Source organism: Epilithonimonas zeae, from assembly GCF_900141765.1.
GTDB classification, from domain to species: Bacteria; Bacteroidota; Bacteroidia; order Flavobacteriales; family Weeksellaceae; genus Epilithonimonas; species Epilithonimonas zeae.
Genome location: NZ_FSRK01000001.1, coordinates 808,579 through 832,127 on the forward strand (window position 1 = coordinate 808,579; position 23,549 = coordinate 832,127).

At 34.3% G+C, this 23,549-nt stretch carries 27 protein-coding genes; 15 read left to right on the forward strand and 12 right to left on the reverse strand.

The features are described 5' to 3' along the window. From BUR19_RS03605 to BUR19_RS03615, 3 genes are read right to left on the reverse strand one after another with little or no spacing between them, the layout of a single operon-like run. A complete protein-coding gene (locus tag BUR19_RS03605; RefSeq protein ID WP_074233547.1) occupies positions 1–750 on the reverse strand; it encodes a nucleotidyltransferase domain-containing protein in 750 nt (249 codons plus the stop codon). Continuing rightward, the gene (locus tag BUR19_RS03610; RefSeq protein WP_074233548.1) at positions 728–1,063 is read right to left on the reverse strand and encodes a hypothetical protein; all 336 of its coding nucleotides are present in this window, start codon (positions 1,061–1,063) and stop codon (positions 728–730) included. Before BUR19_RS03610 ends, BUR19_RS03605 begins: the two co-directional genes overlap by 23 nt. A 30-nt stretch (positions 1,064–1,093) precedes the next feature. Further along, the gene (locus tag BUR19_RS03615) at positions 1,094–2,476 is read right to left on the reverse strand and encodes an RtcB family protein (protein ID WP_074233549.1); all 1,383 of its coding nucleotides are present in this window, start codon (positions 2,474–2,476) and stop codon (positions 1,094–1,096) included. Positions 2,477–2,573: 97 nt separating this feature from the next. Here BUR19_RS03615 and BUR19_RS03620 point away from each other — a divergent pair, with 97 nt between their 5' ends. From BUR19_RS03620 to BUR19_RS03630, 3 genes are read left to right on the forward strand one after another with little or no spacing between them, the layout of a single operon-like run. Continuing rightward, positions 2,574–2,906 (forward strand): HopJ type III effector protein, encoded by a 333-nt coding sequence (locus BUR19_RS03620; RefSeq protein ID WP_074233550.1) that lies wholly within the window; start codon positions 2,574–2,576, stop codon positions 2,904–2,906. Position 2,907: 1 nt separating this feature from the next. Continuing rightward, positions 2,908–3,213 (forward strand): hypothetical protein, encoded by a 306-nt coding sequence (locus BUR19_RS03625; protein WP_074233551.1) that lies wholly within the window; start codon positions 2,908–2,910, stop codon positions 3,211–3,213. A gap of 9 nt (positions 3,214–3,222) precedes the next feature. Further along, positions 3,223–4,236 carry a helix-turn-helix transcriptional regulator gene (locus BUR19_RS03630; protein WP_074233552.1) on the forward strand — a complete coding sequence of 338 codons (1,014 nt, stop codon included), beginning with the start codon at positions 3,223–3,225 and terminating at the stop codon, positions 4,234–4,236. Here BUR19_RS03630 and BUR19_RS03635 read toward each other — a convergent pair whose 3' ends face one another. After that, a complete protein-coding gene (locus tag BUR19_RS03635; RefSeq protein WP_074233553.1) occupies positions 4,237–5,379 on the reverse strand; it encodes a DEAD/DEAH box helicase in 1,143 nt (380 codons plus the stop codon). Positions 5,380–5,488: 109 nt separating this feature from the next. Here BUR19_RS03635 and BUR19_RS19190 point away from each other — a divergent pair, with 109 nt between their 5' ends. Then, positions 5,489–5,614, forward strand: coding sequence for a hypothetical protein (locus BUR19_RS19190; RefSeq protein WP_262494426.1), 126 nt, complete (start codon positions 5,489–5,491; stop codon positions 5,612–5,614). Positions 5,615–5,733: 119 nt separating this feature from the next. Next, positions 5,734–5,898 carry a hypothetical protein gene (locus tag BUR19_RS18890; RefSeq protein ID WP_175565863.1) on the forward strand — a complete coding sequence of 55 codons (165 nt, stop codon included), beginning with the start codon at positions 5,734–5,736 and terminating at the stop codon, positions 5,896–5,898. Between the two features lie 43 nt (positions 5,899–5,941). Here BUR19_RS18890 and BUR19_RS03640 read toward each other — a convergent pair whose 3' ends face one another. Next, the gene (locus BUR19_RS03640; RefSeq protein WP_074233554.1) at positions 5,942–6,229 is read right to left on the reverse strand and encodes a rhodanese-like domain-containing protein; all 288 of its coding nucleotides are present in this window, start codon (positions 6,227–6,229) and stop codon (positions 5,942–5,944) included. Positions 6,230–6,368: 139 nt separating this feature from the next. Between BUR19_RS03640 and queG the strand changes: the two genes are divergently transcribed. The 5 genes from queG (at position 6,369) to alaS (ending at position 12,160) form a co-directional block, all read left to right on the forward strand. After that, positions 6,369–7,292 (forward strand): tRNA epoxyqueuosine(34) reductase QueG, encoded by a 924-nt coding sequence (queG, locus tag BUR19_RS03645; RefSeq protein ID WP_074233555.1) that lies wholly within the window; start codon positions 6,369–6,371, stop codon positions 7,290–7,292. A 220-nt stretch (positions 7,293–7,512) separates the two neighbouring features. After that, the gene (locus BUR19_RS03650) at positions 7,513–8,190 is read left to right on the forward strand and encodes a TIGR02117 family protein (RefSeq protein WP_074233556.1); all 678 of its coding nucleotides are present in this window, start codon (positions 7,513–7,515) and stop codon (positions 8,188–8,190) included. Positions 8,191–8,192: 2 nt separating this feature from the next. Beyond that, positions 8,193–8,837: a murein L,D-transpeptidase catalytic domain-containing protein gene (locus tag BUR19_RS03655; protein ID WP_074233557.1), complete on the forward strand. Its 645-nt coding sequence runs from the start codon at positions 8,193–8,195 to the stop codon at positions 8,835–8,837. 6 nt (positions 8,838–8,843) lie between these two features. After that, entirely contained in the window at positions 8,844–9,494 is a 651-nt protein-coding gene (locus BUR19_RS03660) for a hypothetical protein (protein WP_074233558.1), read from the forward strand. Positions 9,495–9,556: 62 nt separating this feature from the next. Continuing rightward, on the forward strand, positions 9,557–12,160 hold the full coding sequence (alaS, locus tag BUR19_RS03665; protein WP_074233559.1) for an alanine--tRNA ligase: 2,604 nt from the start codon (positions 9,557–9,559) through the stop codon (positions 12,158–12,160). Between the two features lie 165 nt (positions 12,161–12,325). On the opposite strand, the gene BUR19_RS03670 is transcribed toward alaS, so the two are convergent. The 3 genes from BUR19_RS03670 to BUR19_RS03680 all read right to left on the reverse strand — a co-directional run bounded on the left by BUR19_RS03670 (position 12,326) and on the right by BUR19_RS03680 (position 15,669). After that, positions 12,326–12,808: a SixA phosphatase family protein gene (locus BUR19_RS03670; RefSeq protein WP_074233560.1), complete on the reverse strand. Its 483-nt coding sequence runs from the start codon at positions 12,806–12,808 to the stop codon at positions 12,326–12,328. A gap of 73 nt (positions 12,809–12,881) precedes the next feature. Then, positions 12,882–15,176: a GH92 family glycosyl hydrolase gene (locus BUR19_RS03675; protein ID WP_074233561.1), complete on the reverse strand. Its 2,295-nt coding sequence runs from the start codon at positions 15,174–15,176 to the stop codon at positions 12,882–12,884. Positions 15,177–15,417: 241 nt separating this feature from the next. Beyond that, positions 15,418–15,669, reverse strand: a complete 252-nt coding sequence (locus tag BUR19_RS03680; RefSeq protein WP_074233562.1) for a hypothetical protein — start codon at positions 15,667–15,669, stop codon at positions 15,418–15,420. 81 nt (positions 15,670–15,750) lie between these two features. Between BUR19_RS03680 and BUR19_RS03685 the strand changes: the two genes are divergently transcribed. Continuing rightward, positions 15,751–16,425 carry a TetR/AcrR family transcriptional regulator gene (locus BUR19_RS03685; protein ID WP_317041446.1) on the forward strand — a complete coding sequence of 225 codons (675 nt, stop codon included), beginning with the start codon at positions 15,751–15,753 and terminating at the stop codon, positions 16,423–16,425. A gap of 13 nt (positions 16,426–16,438) precedes the next feature. Here the strand turns inward: BUR19_RS03685 and ligD are convergent, their stop codons facing one another. From ligD to ku, 3 genes are all read right to left on the reverse strand, one after another. Further along, positions 16,439–18,301 carry a DNA ligase D gene (gene ligD, locus BUR19_RS03690; RefSeq protein ID WP_074233563.1) on the reverse strand — a complete coding sequence of 621 codons (1,863 nt, stop codon included), beginning with the start codon at positions 18,299–18,301 and terminating at the stop codon, positions 16,439–16,441. 65 nt (positions 18,302–18,366) lie between these two features. Then, positions 18,367–18,978: a DNA polymerase ligase N-terminal domain-containing protein gene (locus BUR19_RS03695; RefSeq protein ID WP_074233564.1), complete on the reverse strand. Its 612-nt coding sequence runs from the start codon at positions 18,976–18,978 to the stop codon at positions 18,367–18,369. Positions 18,979–19,037: 59 nt separating this feature from the next. After that, positions 19,038–19,817: a non-homologous end joining protein Ku gene (gene ku / locus BUR19_RS03700; RefSeq protein ID WP_074233565.1), complete on the reverse strand. Its 780-nt coding sequence runs from the start codon at positions 19,815–19,817 to the stop codon at positions 19,038–19,040. Positions 19,818–19,986: 169 nt separating this feature from the next. Here ku and BUR19_RS18775 point away from each other — a divergent pair, with 169 nt between their 5' ends. Both BUR19_RS18775 and BUR19_RS03705 read left to right on the forward strand, forming a co-directional pair. Next, on the forward strand, positions 19,987–20,223 hold the full coding sequence (locus BUR19_RS18775) for a hypothetical protein (RefSeq protein ID WP_139297253.1): 237 nt from the start codon (positions 19,987–19,989) through the stop codon (positions 20,221–20,223). 1,025 nt (positions 20,224–21,248) lie between these two features. Continuing rightward, the gene (locus BUR19_RS03705; RefSeq protein ID WP_074233566.1) at positions 21,249–21,845 is read left to right on the forward strand and encodes a Crp/Fnr family transcriptional regulator; all 597 of its coding nucleotides are present in this window, start codon (positions 21,249–21,251) and stop codon (positions 21,843–21,845) included. A gap of 8 nt (positions 21,846–21,853) precedes the next feature. Here BUR19_RS03705 and BUR19_RS03710 read toward each other — a convergent pair whose 3' ends face one another. Next, positions 21,854–22,450 carry a Crp/Fnr family transcriptional regulator gene (locus tag BUR19_RS03710; RefSeq protein WP_083600632.1) on the reverse strand — a complete coding sequence of 199 codons (597 nt, stop codon included), beginning with the start codon at positions 22,448–22,450 and terminating at the stop codon, positions 21,854–21,856. A gap of 119 nt (positions 22,451–22,569) precedes the next feature. Between BUR19_RS03710 and BUR19_RS03715 the strand changes: the two genes are divergently transcribed. Beyond that, positions 22,570–22,926 (forward strand): hypothetical protein, encoded by a 357-nt coding sequence (locus BUR19_RS03715; protein ID WP_074233567.1) that lies wholly within the window; start codon positions 22,570–22,572, stop codon positions 22,924–22,926. Positions 22,927–23,004: 78 nt separating this feature from the next. Then, positions 23,005–23,511, forward strand: coding sequence for a CinA family protein (locus BUR19_RS03720; RefSeq protein WP_074233568.1), 507 nt, complete (start codon positions 23,005–23,007; stop codon positions 23,509–23,511). Positions 23,512–23,549 lie beyond the last annotated feature (38 nt).

Consider the following 23,549-nt stretch of genomic DNA (forward strand, 5'->3'; position numbering starts at 1 on the left):
TTACGATTTTAATAATTCTACAAATATTCTTTCAGCTTCTGATTTATCAAGATTTCCTGCTCTCAAAGTTTTCGCTTTTTCTGAAAGATTTTCTATTTCTGATTTAAGATATTCGAAAAGTTCCCAATCTTGAGCGTGGAAATATTTTTCTCCGTTTTCAGATTTTACATTCAATAAAAATTGAACTTTATCAAATATATTTTTGGGTAACAAATCTAACATTTCGTGAAATATCACTGGCGGAAAAGTTTCTTTCTCAACGACCCATTTTGAAGCTAAAGTTGTTCTTAAACAATAGAAATAATCTTTAAGCTTCACTTCATCTTTGTTGCAAGATTCCAAATATTTTTTACTTATCGATAAATAATGGAAAACTACTGCGACAGGCGAAAAAGCTTCTTTTGCTAAAGGTAATATCTTTTCCAAAAATGCATCGTTTTTTACATAAAATATATGCGAATACAAATGCTCCAAAAGTGGAACGTTCGATTTGTTTAACAGATGAAAAGTTTTCTTCAAATCCCAACCAGAACCGTCCAAATCATCTTCCGTCATAAATTCTATCGTATCCCGTTTTTCCCAAGGCGAAAGATACCAGTCAACCGGATGTTTGTATATGAAACGTATATCGTAATCGCTGTCCGGAGACGCAAATCCCCAAGAACGACTCCCGGATTCTATCGCGAAAAGTATTTCTATATTTTTCTCTTTTTCAAGAGTTTTTAATTTATCTATTATTTTTGTTTTCATTGTTTTTATTTTTTAGGATAAAAAAATGCGTTACAGAATTTCGTTTGATAGAATCTTGAAATGATTTTTCAGAATAGAAATTTTTGTACTCTGAATATTTTCTAACATTATCTTCTGTCGTGATTTTTACCCAAATTTTAAATTGTTTTTTCTTTCTGGCTTTCTGAAATCGAACAAAATCATTTAATTGATTTTCAATTTCCTGTTTTTCAGTTTTGCGCCATTTTTTGTTTCCGATTCTTTTAAGAAATGGACGCAAATGTTTTGCATATTCGAATGAACGATATTTACCCTTGTTGTAGAGATTTTTCATAGTCAGTTTAAAGTTATGAAAGTAAGTATTTTATTTTCTAAAATTCTTCTTCCTCTTCCAAGGTGCATTCTTCCCAACATCGCCAGCCATAATACAACCGTAAGGTATCACTTCATCCAGAACTTCGCAAAGTCCGTATTCTTCGATTTGAGTTCTTACATTTTGGGCGCTTTTGTAGGCGCTTGGGAGTTCGGAGATGTCGATGTCGTTGGAGAAGAAACGGATGTCGAGACCTTGCGTTTCTTTGGCGAACACTTCATCGATGGTTTTGTGGGCCAGGGATTTTTTGTGTTGCGTTCTGCTGAAGTTTCTCCCGGCGCCGTGAGGAGCAAAACCTAAATTTCTGTCGTTGGTAGTCCCTTGAACAATCAATACAGGTTCCGCCATATTCAGAGGAATCAGTCTTGGGCCTGTAATATCCGGCAAAAATTTGTCGTCCAGCGGTGTTGCTCCTTTCGCGTGGTAGAATAAATCTCCATCTCTGAATACAAAATTATGTTCGTTCCAATATCTGTTTTGTTTTTCGATATTTAATTTTTCCAAAGTCGTATTATGAATGGATTCGTGGTTTTCTTTCGTCCATTTTCTGATTAATTGCAGAGCTTCCCAATATTGTTCTCCTTCCTCAGTTTCAAACGGAATCCAAGCATTTTCTTTCAACGTCTCAGGCGAAAGTTCCATTCGGAAACGGTTGGCGACTTTCATTCCTTTGTCGTACAATTTTGCACCAGGGGCTCTGGAACCGTGATGTGTTACGAGCATTGTGTTTCCTGTATTTTTGGAAATTCCAACAAACAGAAAGTGGTTTCCGTCACCCTGAGTTCCCATATGCGAACGTGCGATGCTGATGAGGTTTTCGTCATTCAGGAAAAGATTTTCTCTGAAAGCATCCATCAATTCCTGAGACATCGGCATTTGCTCACCTCGTGGTCTTCCGCCGTAACCAAAATGGGTTATAGAATGTGCTGTATCCAAAACATCTTTCGGATTCACTTTTCCAAAATCTGTCAACATTACAGAACAGCAGATATCTGCACTATGGAATCCGGGATGAATCGCATTTTTTGCTACGACAATACCACCAACAGGAATATGACCTTCGGGTCCGGTAGGGCAAGCATCCGGCATAATTGCACCACCAATCAAAGTCGGAGTTTTCATTAGGACATTCATTGTGTTAATGACTTTTTCTACGTTGTCATTTTCACTTTCATCTTCCGCTCGGATATTGATGATGAACTCTACAGGATTTTCTAATAATGAAATCGGTTCCGGAGATTTGAATTGTTCCAGATATTCTTTCATTTGAGTTTCATTAAGGTTATTTTCATTGATATATTCCAAAGCTTCAGCAAACCATTTTTTCGGTGTGAATCCTAAAGCTATTAAATCATTTCCTGTAATTGTTTTCATTTTTGTTTGTTTTGATGATGCAAAGTAATTGTACAAGTGCGCAATGTTTTTGCGTTGTTGAAATTATTTTAATTATTTTTGATAAAATTTTATTAAAATGATTTTAGAACAACTGAAAAACTCTCCGGGAACAATTGATTTCAAAGATGTCATTACTTTCATTGATGAAAATTATGATTTCACGCCAACAAAATTCACGAATGGAAATACAGTCAATGAAGCCAATCAAAATAATGGTTCGTGCAAGGTTTTCAGTTTTGCGAGATTGAACCAGTTTTCAAAAGAAGAGACTCTAGCCTTATTCGGAGATTTTTATAGAGATGATGTTTTACAAAATCCCGAAGGAACAGACCATCAGAATATCAGAAACTTCATTGAGTTTGGTTGGCAAGGAATTTCTTTTGAAGGAGAAGCTTTGAAGAGTAAATAAAATGGGAAAATTTCGATGGACAATTATTTTTAGTCTTTTTACACCGCTATTAGTTTTATTGGTTGTTTTTTTTATGGGAGGTGGGCATGGAACCTATTTACCATCAATTATTTTATTTCCTTTTGGAATGATTGGAACAACTTTTCAACAATCAATTACGGCTCTATTTACAATTTTAGGAATTGTTCAATTTCCTGTTTATGGATATTTGTTAGACATATTAAAACATAACAAATTAAAACACTTGATTTTAATTTTTCATATTCTGCTCGTAGTCATTATTTTAAATATTTCAAGTTACAAATAATAAATTCAAATGTCATCCAACAAAAACGCATTAATCCGCTATAAAACTCTCGATAAATGCCTTAAAAACAAATATCGGAAATATACACTCGATGATTTGATGGACGAATGTTCCGAAGCGTTGTTTGAGTTTGAAGGGAAAGAATCTTTTGTGAGCAAAAGAACGATTCAATTGGATTTGCAGAATATGCGAAGTGAAAAGTTCGGATATGAAGCGCCAATTGAGGTTTATGAAAAACGATTTTATCGTTACAGCGACCCAGATTACAGCATTCATCAGATTTCTGTGAATGAGAATGATTTGAAAGCGATGAATAATGCGGTTCAGATTTTAAAACAATTCAAGGATTTTTCTATGTTTAAGGAGATGAATGGTGTGATTCAAAAACTGGAAGATTCGATACAATCTACGAATCAGAAATCTATTATTCATCTCGATAAAAACGAACAATTGAAAGGTTTGGAATATATTGATATTTTATATGAAAGTATCTTGAACAAAAAGGTCTTGAAGATTTGTTACAAAAGTTTCAAAGCCAGAGAGATGAATATCCTTACGGTTCATCCGCAATTATTGAAAGAATATAATAACCGTTGGTTTTTAATTTGTTTTCATAAATCCAGTATGATGAATTTGGCGTTGGATCGGATGGAGAAGATTGAGGTTGATGAGAATTCTGTTTATATTGATAAAGATTTCAATGCGGACAGATATTTCGGAGAAGTCATTGGTGCGACAGTTTCAGAAACACAACGTCCGCAAAATGTAATATTTTTTATCGACAGAAAGCACGCGCCTTATGTCAAAACGAAACCTTTTCATCATTCTCAGGAAATAGTCAAAGAAGATGAATCAGGAACGACTTTCAAAATTTGTGTTCAGTTAAACTTTGAATTGGAAAGAATGATTCTCGGAATGGGAGAGTTTATCAAAGTTCTAGGACCTCGAAAATTGAAACAGAGAATTGCTAAAAGTTTGAAACTGGCGAGTGAAAATTACTCTTCTGATGAACTGAAAAATTGATTAATAACCGTGCAAATCCAAGCCTTCCGTCCTTTGCAAAGTCACTTTTTTGCCCATCTTTTTTTGAATTACTCGGAAATGTTGCAATTCGTCATCCGTTAAAATATTGATGGCTGTTCCTTTTTCGCCGGCACGACCTGTTCTACCAATTCTGTGAATATAATCCAAAGGCGAACGTGGTAATTCGTAATTAATGACGCAAGGCAAATCATCGATGTGAATTCCTCGACCAATCAAATCGGTGGCTACTAGAATTTGTGCACCATTAACCTTGAATTCTTCCAAATTATTTCGTCTCGCACCTTGCGATTTCTGGCTATGGATGGCAACAGCTTTGATTTTATTTTTCTTTAGTTTTTCAACCAAATTATCTGCAGACCTTGTGGATGAAACAAAAATCAAAGCTTTCTCGACCTTCTTTTCTTTGATTAAATATCTTAAAAATGGACCTTTGTTTTCAGGTGCAACGTGATAGGCTAATTGTTCGATATTATCAATTTCAGCCTCTTCTTTTTTGATTTCGATTAAGGTTGGATTGATGGATAATCTTTGTTTCATTTCAGAAACTTTATCATTCAAAGTTGCAGAAAATAAAGTGGTTTGTTTCACAACAGGCATCATTGCAAACAGCTTATTCATTTCCTCGCCAAAGCCTAATTGGAACATTTTGTCTGCTTCATCGATAACTAAATGTTTGATTCCGGATATGCTCAAGGCATTATGATCAATCAAATCCAAAAGACGACCAGGCGTTGCAATAAGAACTTCTACACCAAACATTCCTTTCATCTGGGGATTGATAGAAACACCGCCGTAAACACCCATTGTACGAACTTCACGTTTCAGATTATCTGTAAAAGCGCGGAAAACTTCATCAATTTGAACGGCTAATTCTCGCGTAGGAACCAATATTAAAACCTGAACATTTCTGTCTTTTTTAACTTCGGTTTTTTGTAGTTTTTCTAAAATAGGCATTACGAAACAAGCTGTTTTTCCCGAACCTGTTTGTGCTATTCCCATCAAGTCTTTACCTTGCAATATCACAGGAACTGCTTGTTCTTGGATTGGAAAAGGTTTCAGATAACCCAATTTTTTAACAGACCGAATAATATTGCTTGATAATCCTAACGCTTCGAATGACATAAAACTAATTTGCGGCAAAGATAAGTTATTGAATCTGGTTTCTATTATTTGTTGGGAATCAAAAGATAAAATGGCTTATTTCTTGTAATGATTTTTCAAAATTTAAATTATGAAATCAAGATTGTTAAGAATGGCTTTGACTTGGCTGGCTCCAATTGTAATTGGATATGTTGTCAAAAAAATAGAAGAGAAAGTGTCTAATAAGAATCAGCCAAAAGAGATTCCGACTAACTAAAAAAAACTCCATTAATTACTGAGGGATTTTTTTTATTTTTCATAGTCATAATCATATAAAATTGATTTGTTTATTTGTTTTTGGCTCAAGTTTTGAATTTAATTCACAAATATTATACTATGAAAAAATATATTAACTTTATTCCGCTGTTCTTATTAGCGGGAATGTTGACAAGTTGCGAAGCTGTCGAAACTATTTTCAAAGCCGGTATGTGGTGGGGAATTATTTTAGTTGTAGGTGTCATCGGCTTAGTAATGTGGTTGTTATCTAGGGGTAAAAACTAAAAAAAGCGGGAAATATTTCCCGCTTTATATTTTTTGTGTAGTCTTAAAGATTCTCTAAAGTCGCACTAAGGTCGTTATAACCACCACCGTTGTAGACATTATCAAAGCCTTGAGATTTGTAAAACTCAGTTGCTTTTCCTGATCTGTTTCCTGATCTGCAGAAGAAAATTACGTTGCCATCCAAAGCTCTGATTTCATCGATATGCGCTTCTATATCCCCTAAAGGAATATTATTAGCTTCTGCGATATTTCCATCCATTTCCAATTCCAAAGGTTCACGAACATCAATCAAGTGATAATTTCCAGCTTTCAATACGTCTTCTATTGCCATAATATTTATTTTTTACGTTTTAATACTAACAAAAATACAAATTTTAGATATTAGTTTTAATATAAAATAAGTTCTTTTTTATGTTGCAAAATCAATTTTATGATTGATGATTTTAAAACATTAATTTTGCAATTTCCAAATGAACAACAAAGAGAGATACAGCAATCTGATAAAATCCAAAGCTATGGCTTTCGGGTTTCAGTCTTGTGGTATTTCCAAAGCTGATTTTTTGGAAGAAGAAGCACCGCATTTGGAACAATGGTTGAAGAACAATTTCCACGGCGAGATGAAATACATGGAGAATTATTTCGATAAACGTTTAGATCCACGATTATTGGTAGAAGGTTCCAAATCTGTTATTTCTCTGAGTTACAATTATTTTCCTGAAGAAATTCAAACTAATAAAGATTTTAAGTTGGCAAAATATGCTTACGGCGAAGATTATCACGATGTAATCAAAGACAAATTGAGGCTAATGATTGCAGAACTTCAGGAAGAAATAGGGGAGTTTTCTTTTCGCGTTTTTGTAGATTCTGCACCGGTATTGGAAAAAGCCTGGGCTAAGAAATCCGGAATTGGTTGGGTTGGGAAAAACTCCAATCTTATTACCAAAAAAAATGGTTCGTTTTATTTTTTAGCTGAGATTATTTGTGATTTGGATTTAATTCAGGATTATGTGGTAACAGACCATTGTGGAAGCTGCACCAAATGTATCGATGCTTGCCCGACGCAAGCAATCGTTTCTGATAAAATTATCGATGGAAGCAAATGTATTTCTTACGCTACTATTGAGCTGAAAGACCAAATCCCGGATTTTTTCAAAGATAAAATGGAAGATTGGATGTTCGGTTGCGATATTTGTCAGGATGTTTGTCCGTGGAATAGATTTTCAGCTCCTACATTAGAGGAGAAATTCAGACCGAATTCTGAGATCAAAAACTTTACAAAACAAGAGTGGAAAGACATTACCAAAGAAGTTTTCTCCAAGGTTTTCAGAAAATCGGCGGTAAAAAGAACCAAATTTGTAGGTCTTAAACGTAATCTTGATTTCTTGTCAGAATAAGATTATCGTTTTTTCTGTGATCTTTTAGGGGCAACTTTTACTCTGGTTTTTAATCTCTTGTTGGATTGGCGTTTTTTCGGCATATTTCTGTGTTATTTCTGTATTAAATTTGAAGAAAAATTTTCATAAAACCAAGATTTATTAAAAAAAATTAACATTTTGATTTTGTGTCATAAATTTTGTTAACTTTATAGTTCGATGCTCTGGCAAAAACCATACAATGAAAAAAATGTTATTTCTAATTCTTAAAATAATCGGCTTCTTGATTGGAGTCGTTTTTTTATACATTATATTGAGTTTGTTACTTCCGATGATTCCCGTGAAAGCTGAGGAAACAAGCGATCCAAAAATAGTTGAAGCTTATATTTTGACTAATGGCGTTCATACCGATTTGGTAGTGCCTGTGAAAACTAAATATATGGACTGGAGCCAGAAATTACCTATCGAAAATACCAAAGGCAAAGATCCTGATCAGAATTTTATAGCATTCGGTTGGGGTGACAAAGGTTTTTATCTTGACACTCCAACTTGGGCTGATCTCAAATTTTCTACTGCTTTTAAAGCCGCTTTCTGGCTCAGCGATTCTGCGATGCATTGTACTTATTACAAAAAAATGACTGTTGCAGATGATTGCAAAAAGATAATGCTGACAGAAAAGCAATATCAGGATTTAATCAAATTCATAGATGATAAGTTTGATAAAGATTCAGAAGGAAAATATATTCTGATAAAAACCGATGCAGTTTATGGAAATAATGATGCTTTTTACGACGCAAAAGGCAGTTACAATTTTACATACACTTGCAACACTTGGGCAAATGATGGACTAAAAGCTGCCGGTCAAAAAGCTGCATTCTGGTCACCAACGGATTTTGGGATTTTTAGGCATTACAAATAAAAATGAAATCATTTTTTTGTCTCTTTTTTTCTGTCTTGATTTTAGCTTGTCAAAAAGAAAACTTGAAAAAGCCAATTTCTGGTTCAAAAGATTCTTTAGTAATTTCTAAACCTAAAATTGACAGTTCAAAAACAAATCAAAAAGCCAAAGAAGCTTTACAATTCTGCAAAGCCAAAAACTTTAACACAGATTTTTGCATCCTGATAGATATGAGTCAGCATTCCGGATTGAAACGTTTTTTTATTTATGATTTCAAAAAAGATGAAATTACCAATGAATATTTAGTTGGTCACGGTTGCGGAAATTCTTCTTGGAGCGCAGATTACACAAAAGAAAATCCAAGTTTCAGCAATGAAGATAATAGCCATCTTTCATCATTAGGAAAATATAAAATCGGCGCGAGAGGCTACAGTAATTGGGGCGTAAATATAAAATATCTTATGCACGGTTTGGAAGAAACCAACAGTAATGCGCTCAAAAGAATCATCGTTTTCCATTCCTGGGAAATGATGAGCGATGATGAAGTTTATCCGAAAGGTTCACCTGAAGGTTGGGGTTGTCCGACAGTTTCCAACAAAGCTTTCAAAGAAATTGATCCAGTGCTGAAAAATTCTAAGAAGCCTGTTTTGATGTGGATTTATAATTGAATAAAAATGAAACATCCAAAGAAAATATATTATGTTCCCGGTTCGATAAGTGCCATTATTATTCCGATTCTGTTTTGGTATTATGGAAATCAAAAGTATGAAGAAATAAATATAGGCGGTATTGATATTGGTTTGCCCACAAAAATTGACAGCTCTCGAGAATGGAGTTATGAATATTCTTTCGAACCTTTAAGAAATTGGAACTATAAAAAAATCATTGTAAAACCCAATACAGCAAGGGAAAATTCTGATTTATATGTTTCTGAATTAATAAGTCTTCAGAAAAGAAATCAAAAGAAAACAGGAATTGAATTTGTTTTGAATGACGAGAATTCTTATGATGATTTGGTTTCCATTATGACAGATTTCAATCTATCAAAACAAGAGATGTGGACTTTAGATTTGAATAAAACAGGACATTTGTTTGCAATTATTGATTACAAAGATCCAAACAAAATTGAAAGAGGTTATGATATGATTTATGGAAATGATAATATGTATTACAGTTATAAAGAAAGTGATTATTATGAAGGTTTTCAAAAATTTTCCTATCAAGCCTCGCAACTTCCAAAAGAAGCTATCTATCTCATTTTCGGATTTTTGATATTATTAAATATTTCAATGTTAAGTATCAAAGAATCTCTTCAAAATCATTAAATTTGCCAACCAAAAGTTGAGAATAAAAACCATCAACTAACAACCAACAACCAACAACTAAAATGACTTCACAAGAAATAAGACAGCAATTTTTAGATTTTTTTAAAAGCAAAGAACATTTGATTGTTCCCTCTGCGCCAATTGTCCTGAAAGACGATCCAACACTGATGTTTTCCAACTCTGGAATGACGCAGTTCAAGGATTATTTTTTAGGCTATAAAGAACCGAAATCATCAAGAATTGCCGATACGCAAAAATGTCTAAGAGTTTCCGGAAAGCATAATGATTTGGACGATGTTGGTCGTGATACTTACCATCATACGATGTTTGAAATGTTGGGGAATTGGTCTTTTGGGGATTATTTCAAAAAAGAAGCAATTACCTGGGCTTGGGAATTGTTGACGGAAGTTTACAAAATTCCGAAAGAAAACCTTTACGTAACCATTTTTGAAGGTGATGAAAAAGAAAATCTGGAGCGTGATACAGAAGCTTACAATTTGTGGAAACAATTCATTTCCGAAGATAGAATTATCAATGGAAATAAAAAAGATAATTTCTGGGAAATGGGAGCGAGCGGACCTTGTGGACCTTGTTCCGAAATCCACGTTGATCTAAGAACTCCAGAAGAAAAAGCTAAAGTTTCAGGATTAGAATTAGTGAACAATGATCATCCCCAAGTTGTTGAGATCTGGAATCTTGTATTTATGCAATTCAACAGAAAAGCAGATGGTTCTCTGGAAAACCTTCCTGCAAAACATATCGATACGGGAATGGGATTTGAGCGTCTTTGTATGGCGCTTCAACAAAAAGAATCCAATTATGATACTGATGTTTTCACACCTTTGATTGCTAAAGTTGAAGAACTTTCCGGTAAGAAATATACAGGGATTTTAACGGACGAGAAAGATATTGCAATCCGTGTAGTTGTAGATCACATCCGCGCAGTTTCTTTTGCGATTGCAGATGGACAGTTGCCGTCCAACGGAGGTGCTGGTTATGTTATCAGAAGGATTCTGAGAAGAGGAATTTCTTATGCATATCGATTCTTAGATAGAAAAGAACCTTTCCTTTATCAATTGGTTGCTGTTCTTCAGAAACAAATGGGTAAATTCTTCCCAGAATTGGAAAAACAAGGAACTTTGGTCACCGAAGTGATTAAAAGTGAAGAAGAATCTTTCTTAAGAACCATTGAAACAGGATTAATCAGAGTTGATAAATTAATTCAACAAACGATTTCTGAAGGTAAAAAAGTCTTGCCGACAGAAGAAGTTTTTGAATTGTATGACACTTATGGTTTTCCCGATGATTTGACAAGAATTATCGCAGAAGAAAAAGGATTAACCATCGATGAAGCAGGATTTGAACAGGCTTTAAATCAACAAAAGCAGCGTTCCAAAAAAGATTCGGCAGCGAAAGTTTATGATTGGGTTATTCTTGAGGAAAAACCTGAAAACTTTGTAGGTTATGATCAATTAGAATCGGAAACTTATATCACACGTTACAGAAAAATAGAAAATAAAGACGGCGAATTTTATCAGGTTGTATTGAGTGAATCGCCTTTCTATCCTGAAGGTGGAGGACAAGTTGGCGATAAAGGAACGCTTGAAAATGCAACCGAAAGCTTCGAAGTTCTTGAAACTAAAAAAGAAAACGGATTGATTATCTCTTTAATCAATGCGCTTCCAAAAGATGCTGGCGCAGTTTTCTATGCTAAAGTAAATGTTGCTGACAGAAAGAATTCTCAAGCTAATCATTCGGTGACGCATTTGTTGCACGAAGCTTTGAGAGAAGTTCTTGGAACACACGTTGAGCAAAAAGGTTCGTATGTTGGTCCGGATTATTTGAGATTCGATTTTTCTCATTTTTCTAAAATGTCTGAAGAAGAATTGGCTTTGGTGGAATCAAAAGTGAATGCTAAAATCAAGGAAAATTTGGTATTGCAGGAATTCAGAAATATTCCGATTCAGGAGGCTTTGGATAGAGGTGCAATGGCGTTGTTTGGTGAGAAATATGGTGATAATGTCAGAATGATTCAATTTGGAAGTTCTAAAGAACTTTGTGGCGGAACGCACGTTAAATCTACAAGTGAAATTGGCCATTTTAAAATCGTTTCTGAAAGTTCTGCTGCGGCTGGAATCAGAAGGATTGAGGCTATTTCCGGTGAGAAATCAGAAGAATATTTCAAGAATTTGGAAACTCAGTTTACAGAGATTTCTCAATTGTTAAAATCGAAAGATTTGGCAAAATCAATTGAGAAATTGCTGGAGGAAAATTCTGCTTTGAAGTCTGAAATCGAATCTTTCAAAAAAGAAAAAGCGAAAGGCGAAATCCAAAATTTGAAAAATGATTTCGAAGATAAAAACGGAAAAAAATTATTAGTTAAGAAAACTTCTCTGGACGCTGGTTCTGTAAAAGATATCGTGTTCCAATTGAAAAAAGAAATCCCAAATTCTGTAACGATTATCATTTCTGATGCTGGAGAGAAACCAATGATTACAGTTGGTGTTTCTGCGGATTTGGAAGCTAATTACCACGCCGGAAATATCGTAAAGGAATTAGCCAAAGAAATCCAAGGCGGTGGCGGCGGTAATCCAGGTTTTGCTACTGCTGGTGGAAAAAATCTTGACGGAATTGAGAATGCCTATCAGAAAGCTTTAGAAATATAAATTTCTAATCATATAATTAGAAAACGCCCAAATCTGGGCGTTTTTTTATTTAATTGTATTTGGAACATTGAATTGTACGCGGCCCGGCTTGAACGGAGCTCTTTTTCTTTTTGATAAAAAAGAAAAAAGCGGGAGTGGAAGACGGATTAAGCTGCCCGAATTATTTTATTGATTAAAATTCTTAGGCGAATAGAAATACAGAAACTTTTTTTTTGCCATTTCGAAATCACTCCATTTATCGCAATCGATTTGATAAGCGACTACGCCGGAAGTTGGGAGATTTACGATCTCGTCGGTGAGGGAATTGGCGAAATTTGATATTCCGTTGTTATGTGAAAATAACGCAACAGAATTGATAGAGTCGTCTAAACTGTAAATCAAATTTTCAAAACTGGCCTCGCGAGGATTATATAGAGTTTTCTCTGTTGAGTAAGGTTTTCCGAAAACCTCCGAAAATAATTCGCACGTATGCAACGCCCGTTTTGCAGGACTGGAAATGAAAGTATCTATTTCTACGGATTTATCTTTGAGCAAACGAGCCATTTTTGGAGCGTTTGTTTTTCCAAGCTCAGTCAAGGGACGGTCAAAATCATCCATATCTTCCGGCCAATCGCTCTTGGAATGCCTAACAAGTAAAAGTGTTTTCATTCAAAAAGGGTTTAATCAAATAAAATTAGTGAAAAAAATGATGGTAAAATGATTTGCGGAAATTATTTATATGCTATTTGTCAGGTGTGCTCATAGAAAAGGGTGCGTCAGAATCCTGAATTCCTCTTTCTGTATTGGGTTTTGAACTCATGTCAAATTTTAATTTTGCACCTTTCAACAGCTCAAAATGATCAATCCAGTTTTTAGAATAATTTTTACTATTGAATTTTAATTGATTAATGTAAATGTTATTTTCCGAATTTTTAGGCGCTTCAATTTGAATGGCTTTACTATTTTCCAGATTGATTTTAATAGATTTAAAAAGTGGTGCACCCAGAACATATTGTGTACTCGCTGGCGTAACGGGATAGAATCCTAAAGCCGAAAAAACATACCAGGCGGAAGTTTGCCCATTGTCTTCATCTCCGCAATAGCCATCTGGCGTTGGCTTATATAATTTGTCCATCACTTGTCTTACCCAATATTGTGTTTTCCAAGGCTGACCGGCATAATTATACAAATAAAGCATATGTTGGATAGGTTGATTTCCGTGCGCGTATTGTCCCATTCCTACAATCTGCATCTCGCGCATTTCGTGGATGACTTCTTTATAATAATTGGTATTAAATGTCGGTGGCATCACAAACACTGAATCCAGCATTTTAACAAATTGTTGTTTTCCACCCATTAATTCCTTCAATCCATTGATGTCCTGAAAAACGCTCCAAGTGTAATGCCAGCTGTTGCCCTCTGTAAAAGCATTTCCCCATTCGAAAGGATCAAAGTTTTCCTGAAATTCGCCATTTTTCTTTTTACCTCTCATCAGATTATATTTCGGGTCGAAAAGCTTTTTGTAATTCATTGCTCTTGATTTGAAGGGCTCCAGTTCTTCTTCCGATTTATTCAAAGCTTTACCGAATTCGTAGATGGCGTAATCATCATAAGCATATTCCAAAGTTCTAGCTGCACTTTCATTGATTCCTGTATCAGTTGGAACATAACCGATAGAATTGTAATCAGCTACACCTTTTCTGCCGACCGCGCTCATTGGACCTTCGTTATTAGCGCCATGTTTCAGAGCTTGCCAAAGAATTTCTGCATCATAACCTCTAAGACCTTTGAGATAAGCTTCAGAAACAACCGAAGCCGAATTGTTGCCAATCATAATATCTGCAAATCCCGGACTGCTCCATTCCGGTAAAAAACCGCCTTCCTGATAAGCTGAAATCAGACCTTTTTGCATTTCAACATTCATAGACGGATAAACCAAGTTTAGAAGAGGATAGAGCGCTCGAAAAGTATCCCAAAAGCCAGTCCCTCCGAATAAATAACCAGGCATTATTTTCCCGTTGTAAGGACTGTAATGTTGGATGTTTCCGTTTCTGTCTTTCTCATAAAGTTTTTGAGGAAATAGGACGCTCCTGTAAAGACAGCTGTAGAAAGTTCTTGCCTGATCGATGGTTGTACCTTTGATTTGGATTTTATTCAATGTCAGATTCCAGATTTCTTTGGCTTCGGATTTTACCTGGTCAAAAGATTTACCTTTGGATTCTTCCAGATTAATTTCTGCTTGTTCCTGACTGATAAACGATGATGCGACTCGGATTGTGATTTGTTCTCCTTTTTTAAGGTGAGGAAATTTGACCAGACTTCCCACGTGATCAGCTTTGATTTCAAGAATCGATTTTTGGATTTCTGTTCCGCTCCAGACATTTTGGGAAACAAAATCTTTGTCAAACTGAATAACAAAGTAATTTTTGAAATTCTCCATTTTTCCTCTCGCATATCTTGTAGAATACCCAATAATTTTTCTTTCAGACGGAATAATTCTTACGTAAGAACCTCGGTCAAAAGCATCCAAAAGAATTTGAGCCTGATTGGTTTCCGGAAAAGTGAAACGCATCATTGCTGAACGTTCTGTAGGTGCAATTTCCGTCCAGACATCGTAATCTGCAAGATAAACTTTGTAATAATAAGGATTGGCAATTTCTGTTTTGTGAGAAAACCAACTTGCTCTTTTTTCTTGGTCAATTTCGGGATTTCCAACGATTGGTAAAATGGAGAATTGTCCATAATCATTCATCCAAGGTGAAGGTTGATGTGTCTGTTTAAAACCCTGGATTTTATTCGAATTGTAAGTATATTGCCAGCCATTTCCATTTTTTCCGTTTTGCGGCGTCCAATAATTCATTCCCCAAGGTAATCCGATAATTGGATAAGTATTGCCATTTGATAATTCGTAGGAAGATTGAGTTCCCATCAATGGATTAACGTAATCTACAGGATTTGTAATCCAGTCATTGATTTCCTGAGATTTGAATCCTATAGAAAGAAAACTGCAAAAAAGGAATAACTTGATTTTGGACATTCGAGATTTATTTATCTCAAAAATAATAAATAATTGTTGTGGATTTTAAAATAAAATGTAACATTAGAATTGTTGCCATTATTGTTAATACTCAAAAATATCTTAAGATTTGATATTGTCAACCGATAATACAAAAGGGATTGTAGTTTTCTTTGAAGGTTTTTCGTTGGCGAAATTTTTGACTTCTAAGCCTTTGAATTGCGTATAACAAGAGTCTTTGTCATTGAGTAAAACAATGAAATCAAATTCTTGTTTTGAGGTTAATTTCTAACGAATCAATATCTATTACGATTTTGATGTTTCCTGATTTTGTGTTCTTGCCGCTAACGTAAGTGTCTGGTTTTGTGTCTGGAAAAAGATTCCATTCGGTTACCAATTCTTTGTTTTCAACTATTTTAACCAGTTTCGTATTTGATTTTACAATGGGCAGTTTATTTTGAGAAAAACCTAAAGTAAAACTAAAAAACGAAATCAGGATAAAATGAGTTCTCATGGTTATTAGTTGTAATAGTTTTTAAAGAATTTGAAATTGAGCCAAGGCTTAAAATCGCACAAATATAATCAAAGTCACCAAATGGTGATAATAAAAATTGTTAATATTGCAAAGATTTTAAAATTGATGATGGAAAAGAATACGAAACCGCGAGTAAAAAGTAAAGAAAAAAGTAAACAACAGTTTATGGATGCTGTTGGAACTATTTTAAAAACAAAAGGTTACAAATATCTTAAGGTTAATGAAATTGCTACCACAGCAGGGCTTGACAAGAAACTGATTTATAATTATTTCGGTGGAACGGAACAGCTTTTAGATGAGTATATCAAAACGCAAGACTTTTGGAGCAATGTAAAAGAAGAAGATTCAGCAGTGGAAATTACCGATGGCGGAAAAGAATTTGCAAAACAAATGATGTCTGAACAATTCGATTTTGTTTCTGTTAATAAAGAGTTGCAAAAGATTCTGCTTTGGCGTTTGTCTGAAGAAAGAACTTCACTTAGAAAATTGACAGAAGGACAGGAGGAAAATGGCGAAATTTTGTTCAAACATATAACAGATCCATATTTCGAGGATAAAAGTGAAGATTTTCGTGCTGTAATGGCGATCTTGGTCTCGGGTGCTTATTACTTAAATTTATACTCAGAAATGAACGGTAGCATTTTTTGCGGGATAGACTTGAAAACTGAAGAGGGACGTGCGAAAATTAAAAAAGCTTTTAGTTTTCTGATTGATGAAACTTATGAGTCATTGTAATTTGACCATTAAGTTAGTTTTCCATTTTCTTAATAACTTTCAACAGATCAACACCTTTTCCCAAAACACCTTTAAAAAGATCACCTTTTTCTTTCAATCTTTCCAAAGAATTATAAATATTAAAATCAGTGGGTTTTAGTCCATTTTTTACTTCTTCCCATTCCAAAGGCATCGAAACGGTTGCTCCTTTTTTTGGCCTCAAGCTGTAAACACTTGCCAAAGTCTGTCCACGACGGTTTTGCAGATAATCCAAATAGATTTTATTCTTATCTCGTTTCTGAAGACTTCTTTCCAGCGTTGTTAAATCTGGTAATTTCTGCTGAACCATTTGCATCAGAAGATGTCCAAAATCCTTGACTTGCTCGTAGGAATATTTTGCATTCATTGGGATATAAACGTGGATTCCAGAGCTTCCTGAAGTTTTGGGATAACCTTCAATTCCTGCTAAATCCAAAACTTCTTTAACTACCTGAGCCGTTTCTATTACATCTTCGAACGTATTTTTTTCGGATGGGTCTAGGTCAAGAACCAAGTAATCCGGATTGTCTGCTTTTTGGATTTTACTTGTCCAGATATTCAACTCGATACAGCCGAGATTGTTGAGGTAGGCTAAGGTTTCTTTATCATTACAGATGATGTAATTGATATATTTATCTGAACTTTCTGAGAAAACTTTTTGTGTTTCTATCCAATCGGGTGTTTCTTCAGAAGCATCTTTTTGGAAAAAACTCATTCCATCGATTCCATTGGGATAGCGGTTCATAGATTGTGGCCGATTTTTAAGATGAGGCAAAATATACTTCGAAATACTTTGATAATAATCAATCACATCCCCTTTTGTCACATCATCGTCGGGAAAATAGATTTTATTTTGATTCGTCAGCTTCAATTCCTGTTTTCCAATTTTCTTTATCAAATCCTCTTTTCCTGTTCTTTTTTTAGGTTCGGCTTTTTTCATAATTTCTTTTTTTGATTGATTTTCAGAATTGAATTCAACATCTTTTGGTTCAATATCATCACGAAGTCTGAGAAAAATCGGATGACGGTAAACATGGTCTTTTGTCAGTTCTGTAAATTTAATTTCGGCAATTAATTTGGGTTTTATCCAAGTAGCTTTGGTATTGGTTTTTGGTGTGATTTTGAAAACAGATTTCGAAGTGATGAGCGGTTGCATTTTATCATACATTTCAGAAAGTGACTTATCTTTAAAACCACCTCCGGTATGACCACAAAACACCATTTCACCGTTCAGATATTTTCCTAAAATCAAAGCGCCAAATTTTTTCCGTGAGCCTTTTGGTTCGGTAAATCCACAAATAATAGCTTCATCACTTTTATGGATTTTGATTTTCAGCCATTCAGAACTTCTTAGATTTTCCTTGTAAAGACTTTCAGTTTTCTTGGCAACAATTCCTTCCAATCCCAAATCTTTTGCGGCTTGGAAAAATTCTTTTCCGTTTTGTAAAATATGGTCACTGTATTTGATGATTTCATTTTCCACCAAAGCATCTTTCAACAATTCTTTTCTTTGCAGATAAGAAAGATTTTCGGTCGAATGACCGTTCAGCCATAGTAAATCAAAAACCTGAAAAGTCAATGCTAGATTAGGATTGTCGCCAATCTGTTGAAGCCATTGGAAATTAGGCTTTCCTTTGTCATCATAAGCCACGATTTCCCCGTCAAGAACCATATTGTGTTCCTGCAACTTGAGCGAATTGGTTACTTTTTTAAATTTCTGAGAAAAATCGATCCCGTTTCTGGAGTACAATCGGATTTCGTCTTTGCTCAGATCTGCAATCGCGCGATAACCGTCCCATTTGATTTCGAATGCCCAGTCTTTATCATCAAAGGCTTTGTCTGAGATTTTGCAAAGCATTGGCTTAATGAATTCCGAAAGTTTTTTTGCACCGGAAAGAGAAGGCGCATAATTTTTAAAGGACTTTATTCCTTCGGATGCGTTATTTTTTTTTTACCGTCTTTCTCAGCAAGATAAGCGGTTACTTTGGAAGTTTTGAGTGTATGTTCTTCAGCGTCATAATCGTCATCCACAGCGTATTTATCTTTATGTTTGATGAGCAGCCACGCATTATCATCTTTAGGATTTTTAATTTTCACCAATGCAAATTCGCCTTTCAGCTTTTTACCGTGGAGAATAAATTTTAAAGATTGTTTATGTAATTCAGCCCGCATTACCAAATCATCGCTTTTTCCTGATACTTTTTCTATCGGCTCGTAAGTTCCTTCATCCCAAATCTCTACTTCACCAGCGCCATAATTACCTTTCGGAATAGAACCTTCGAAAGTTCTGTAAGAATAAGGATGATCTTCCACCATCATTGCCAATCGCTTGTCAGAAGGATTAAGTGAAGGACCTTTCGGAACTGCCCAACTCTTCAGAACGCCTTCCATTTCCAAACGAAAATCGTAGTGAAGTCGAGAAGCAGCATGTCTCTGAATCACGAATTTCAATTTCTTTCCACTAGCTTTTTCTTTTCCTTCTGGTTCAGCTGTTTGCTTGAAATTCCTTTTTTTATTATAATCCTCGAGTGCCATAACTTATAAGTGATAATTGATGAATGATAGTTGATTTTTTTCTTTTTTCTTAGTTGTTCCTAACCAACTTTTTTCTTTCCTTTCTCCAAACTGGCTTTTAGCATTGCCATCAAATCAGTTGTCTTTCCTTCCGGTTCTTTTACTTCCGTCAACTTAATTTTTTTGCCTTTAGCTTTTTGCTTGATGATTTTCAGAAGGTCTGCGTTGTAAGTATCTTTATATTTTGATGGGTCAAATTCAGTAGCAAGAGATTTAATAAGTTGTTCCGCCATTTTCAATTCGGCAGGTTTTGGAGCACTTCCGGATGGGATTTTCAGATCTTCAAAAGCTCGCATTTCTTCCGGATAACGCATTCTGTTGACCATTAGGATTTTATCCTCGTAAGGTCTTATCAGACAAAGAATTTCCCTTTCTCTCAAAACAAAAGAACCAATTCCTGCCATTTTTGTTTTGATTAAGGATTTTAATAATAATTTATAAGCCGCTTCACCATTTTTCTGAGGTTCAAGGAAGTAAGGTGTTTCAAAAAGTGCCGTATCCACTTCAGATTCTTTGACAAATTGATTGATACTAAGAATCTTTGATTTCTCAGGACTTGCCGCAGCAAAATCCTCATCTTCCAAAACGATATATTTGTCCTCGATTTTAAAGCCTTTCACAATATTTTCCCAAACCACTTCTTTTCCAGTATTGGCATTAACTCTTTTGAATTTGATATTACTCAAATCCTTGCTGTCTAGCATATCCAAATCTAAGGTACTAGAATCTGTGGCCGAATATAATTTGATAGGAATATTGACTAATCCAAAACCGATTGCACCGTTCCAAATAGCTCTCATGTTGATGATTTTGATTTGATATTAATAATGCTAAATAATTATCTACTTTCTACAATAAATATTCCATAAACAAATTATCACTAAAAATTAAATGCTTTAATTGTGACTCAAATCATAAACCACTTGTGTCCTTCTCTCTAACTTTAGTCTTACCAAAAATAAAAATTTTATGAAAAAGTTAATCTTCGTCTCGGTAATTATGCTAGTGTTCAGTTGCAAAGACAACAAATCTCAAGAGAACTATAGGTCGGATTCTCTTTCCGTTGCTAATGGCCAAAATGATTCTTTATCAACCTCTTCTTCAACAGATAGTACTACGACTCCAGGCATTAGCAATCTCAATTCCAGTAAAACAAATCCAAGTGATAGTCTTTCTAGAAGAAAAGATTCTGTGAGAAGACGTTAGTTTAAATAAGATTTTTCAACCCAATAGATTGACAATCGATTATTAACAGATAGCCTTATTAGTACGCCCAATTATTATTTTCAAATCGTAGGGGGCGAAGTCAAACTTAATAATGATAAATGATAAGGTTCAGTGGCAATTAAAGAAATAGGGCAGTTGCAGGTCTTCCAGCGTTATTCAGACATTTCAATGGATTCTTGTTTGGTTGATTTGGATATTCGTTCACTTGATGTCGCTCATTAATATCCGAAACAAAATCACAATCTTCTTCACCTGGCTGAATTTCTACATCACCAAAGACCAGCCATTGCGAATGATAATTGATCTCTCCAAAAAGTAATTCAAATAAACATTAATTATGTTTATAAAAGTCTATACATCGGTCAACAATTTTATTTTGGTTAATGTAAAGCATATTGTTTGGATCAATCCATGTAATTCTAATCGCGGATGTAAGTTCATTCTTGACACTGGAGTCCATTGAATTTTATAGAAGATTATGTGTTTTGTTACAGCAGATAATTTGTTAGGTAAGTACTTTTTCTGATTGTTTTGTTTAGCTTTTTTGCAGTATTAGGATTATAAAATTTTAAATCAAAACCATTTATTATTATCAAATTTCACTGTTTTTATAGTTTATTGTTAGTTTGGTGTTGTGACATTTATTTATTTTAATAATTTCATTATGACTCAAGTCATAAAATTCTTTAGAAGTTCTGTATAATTTTGAGCTCAACAAAAAATAGACTATGAAACTATTATCCTTAATTTTTACAATGGGATTAATTCAAAAAATTAATCCCATTGATGATGCTTTGTTATTGCCATTAACAGGCAAATAATACCAATATTTTAAAAAGATTTTATTAAGACTAAAATGGGTTTAGTTATGTAAGAATCTGTGAAATTTTGCGAAATTAAAATTAAGTAAGATAATAAAAGATAAATAGATTATTTCAATTAATTAATTGATTTAAAGTGGTTTAAAGGTTGGTGTGATTCTTTAAATTACGAGAGAGTAAAATATGGTTATAGAAGAAACTATTATAAAATCATTAGGAGCAAAAGCCGAGGAATACAATATCGGTGATGTTATTTTTTCAGAAGGTGGTACACCATTGTATTATTATCAGATCATCGAGGGTGATGTGAAGCTTAATAATTACAACGAGGATGGAAAGGAAATGATACAAAGTATTTTGACGGCGGGTCAAAGTATCGGTGAGTTTTTACTTTTTGTGGATAAAACTTACCCTGTCAACGCTATCGCTATTTCGCCTTGCAGAGTTCTGAAATTATCTAAATCCAAGTTTCTTCTTCTGTTGGAAAATTATCCCGAGTTTCATTTTGATATCATCCAAAGTCTTTCGGATGCGATGTACTTCAAATTCGTGATGGGACAGATTTTTTCTACTCAGAATACTTCAACAAAATTAAAAGCTTTGATGGATTACTTAAAAAGCTTCCAGAAAGATCAGACTCCTTTCTCTTTTCAGATTCCATTGACCAGACAACAGATGGCGAGTCTCACAGGTTTGCGTGTAGAGACAACAATTAGGACTTTAAAGCAGATGGAAAAGGATAACGTTGTAAAAATAAAAAACCGTAAAATTTTATATTAATTTCTTAATCAATAATAAATTTTCCCTTGAACAATCTTCACTACATTTTGCTTTTCCAAAACCTTGATTGTTCGTATTGTCGTTTCTACTCTAAGACCAGTTAAGGACGCTAATTGCTGTCTTGTTAAAGGAATTTCGTAGGAATATCGGTCTGTATCTGAAGAAAAACTTTTATGATAATCAAATACTCCTAACAATCTCACATCGGGATGCAATGAGGAGTTATTTTCGAGCATTATGAATTTCTGATAAAGCCTTTCTGATAAAAATTTATTGAGATCTCGTGATACATCGGGGTTTTCATCCAGCATTTTAACAAAGTTTGATTTCGAAAGTTTGATAACTTCACTCGGTTCAAAAACTATGGCATTCACAGGATAAGTTTTATCTATGAAGAGCAGTAATTCGCAAACGCTGAGACCGTGATGTAAAATAGCCAAAATCAGTTCTTTTCCTTCTTCATTGTAGTGATTCAGTTTTATTCTTCCGGAAATAATTTGATAATAGTATTTCGGTTTTTCACCTTCTCGGAAAATGATATCTCCGGCTTCGTAATATTCGATTTTTGCACCATAGGATAGTAGCAGATCTTCAGCAATTATCATAATGTTAATTTTATATTGTTACAATAATTTCTGTATACAAACTTAAAACCAATTTTTAGAATTGATAATTTTATAGAGTTTAATAGAGTTTTTAAAGGCTTTATGATTCAAATCATATAATGACAGAAGTCAGTTTGCGTAGCTTTGGTTTAATCCAAATCAAAAAAGAAGCAAAAATGAATATTGAAAAACTATTAAAATCATTACCTGGTTATGACTTTAAAAAATTGATCAATAAAAGTCAGAAGTTTGAACCGGGATCTACCATTTATGCAAAAGAAATAGAGAATGAGATTTTTCTTCTTTTCGTGGTTTTAAAAGATGAAAGCCCCAAAGATATCCATTCTTTCATTGCTTATTTTGACAGCTTTGAACACATCGGAGTCCAGGAACCAAAGGAAATAATGTTTTATCAATTGATATCCAAAATTCAGGATTTTCATTATTTCGAGAAATATCTAAATGTTCATCATTAATAATCAACCGGAAAAGTAAAACTGTTGGACCGAAGTTATAAGGTTCTTTTATCCAATAACATTTAAAAAATTTAACTTATGGAATTTCCTAAAATACTATTGGACAAAATCAGCTATAATCTGAGAGAAAGAAACGAGTCCATCTCCATGGCAGAAAGCGTTACATCAGGATTTTTGCAATTAGCGTTTTCTCAAATGCCAAGTGCGGAACAATTTTTCAAAGGCGGAATTACAGCCTACACAATCGAGGAAAAAGTCAAACATCTGAATATCGATTTTGATGAAGCGCAAGCAACAAACTGCGTCTCCAGAAACATCAGCGAGATGATGGCTCTTAATATCGCTTCGTTATTCGATTCTGACTGGTCGATTGCTACAACCGGTTATGCCACGCCGGTAAAAGAATCCGATAATCAGATATTTGCTTATTACTGCATCGCTTATCAAGGAACAATTATCAGAAGTGATAAAATAGAACTTCATCCGTTGACTAAGGCGTTTGATGCTCAGAAATACTTTATGGAGTACATTTTGGGATGTCTCCGTTGCGAGGTCAAAAGAAACCATTCTAAAATTACAATTTAATTTTATCCACTGTAAAAATGATGCAAAAACCATTAAAT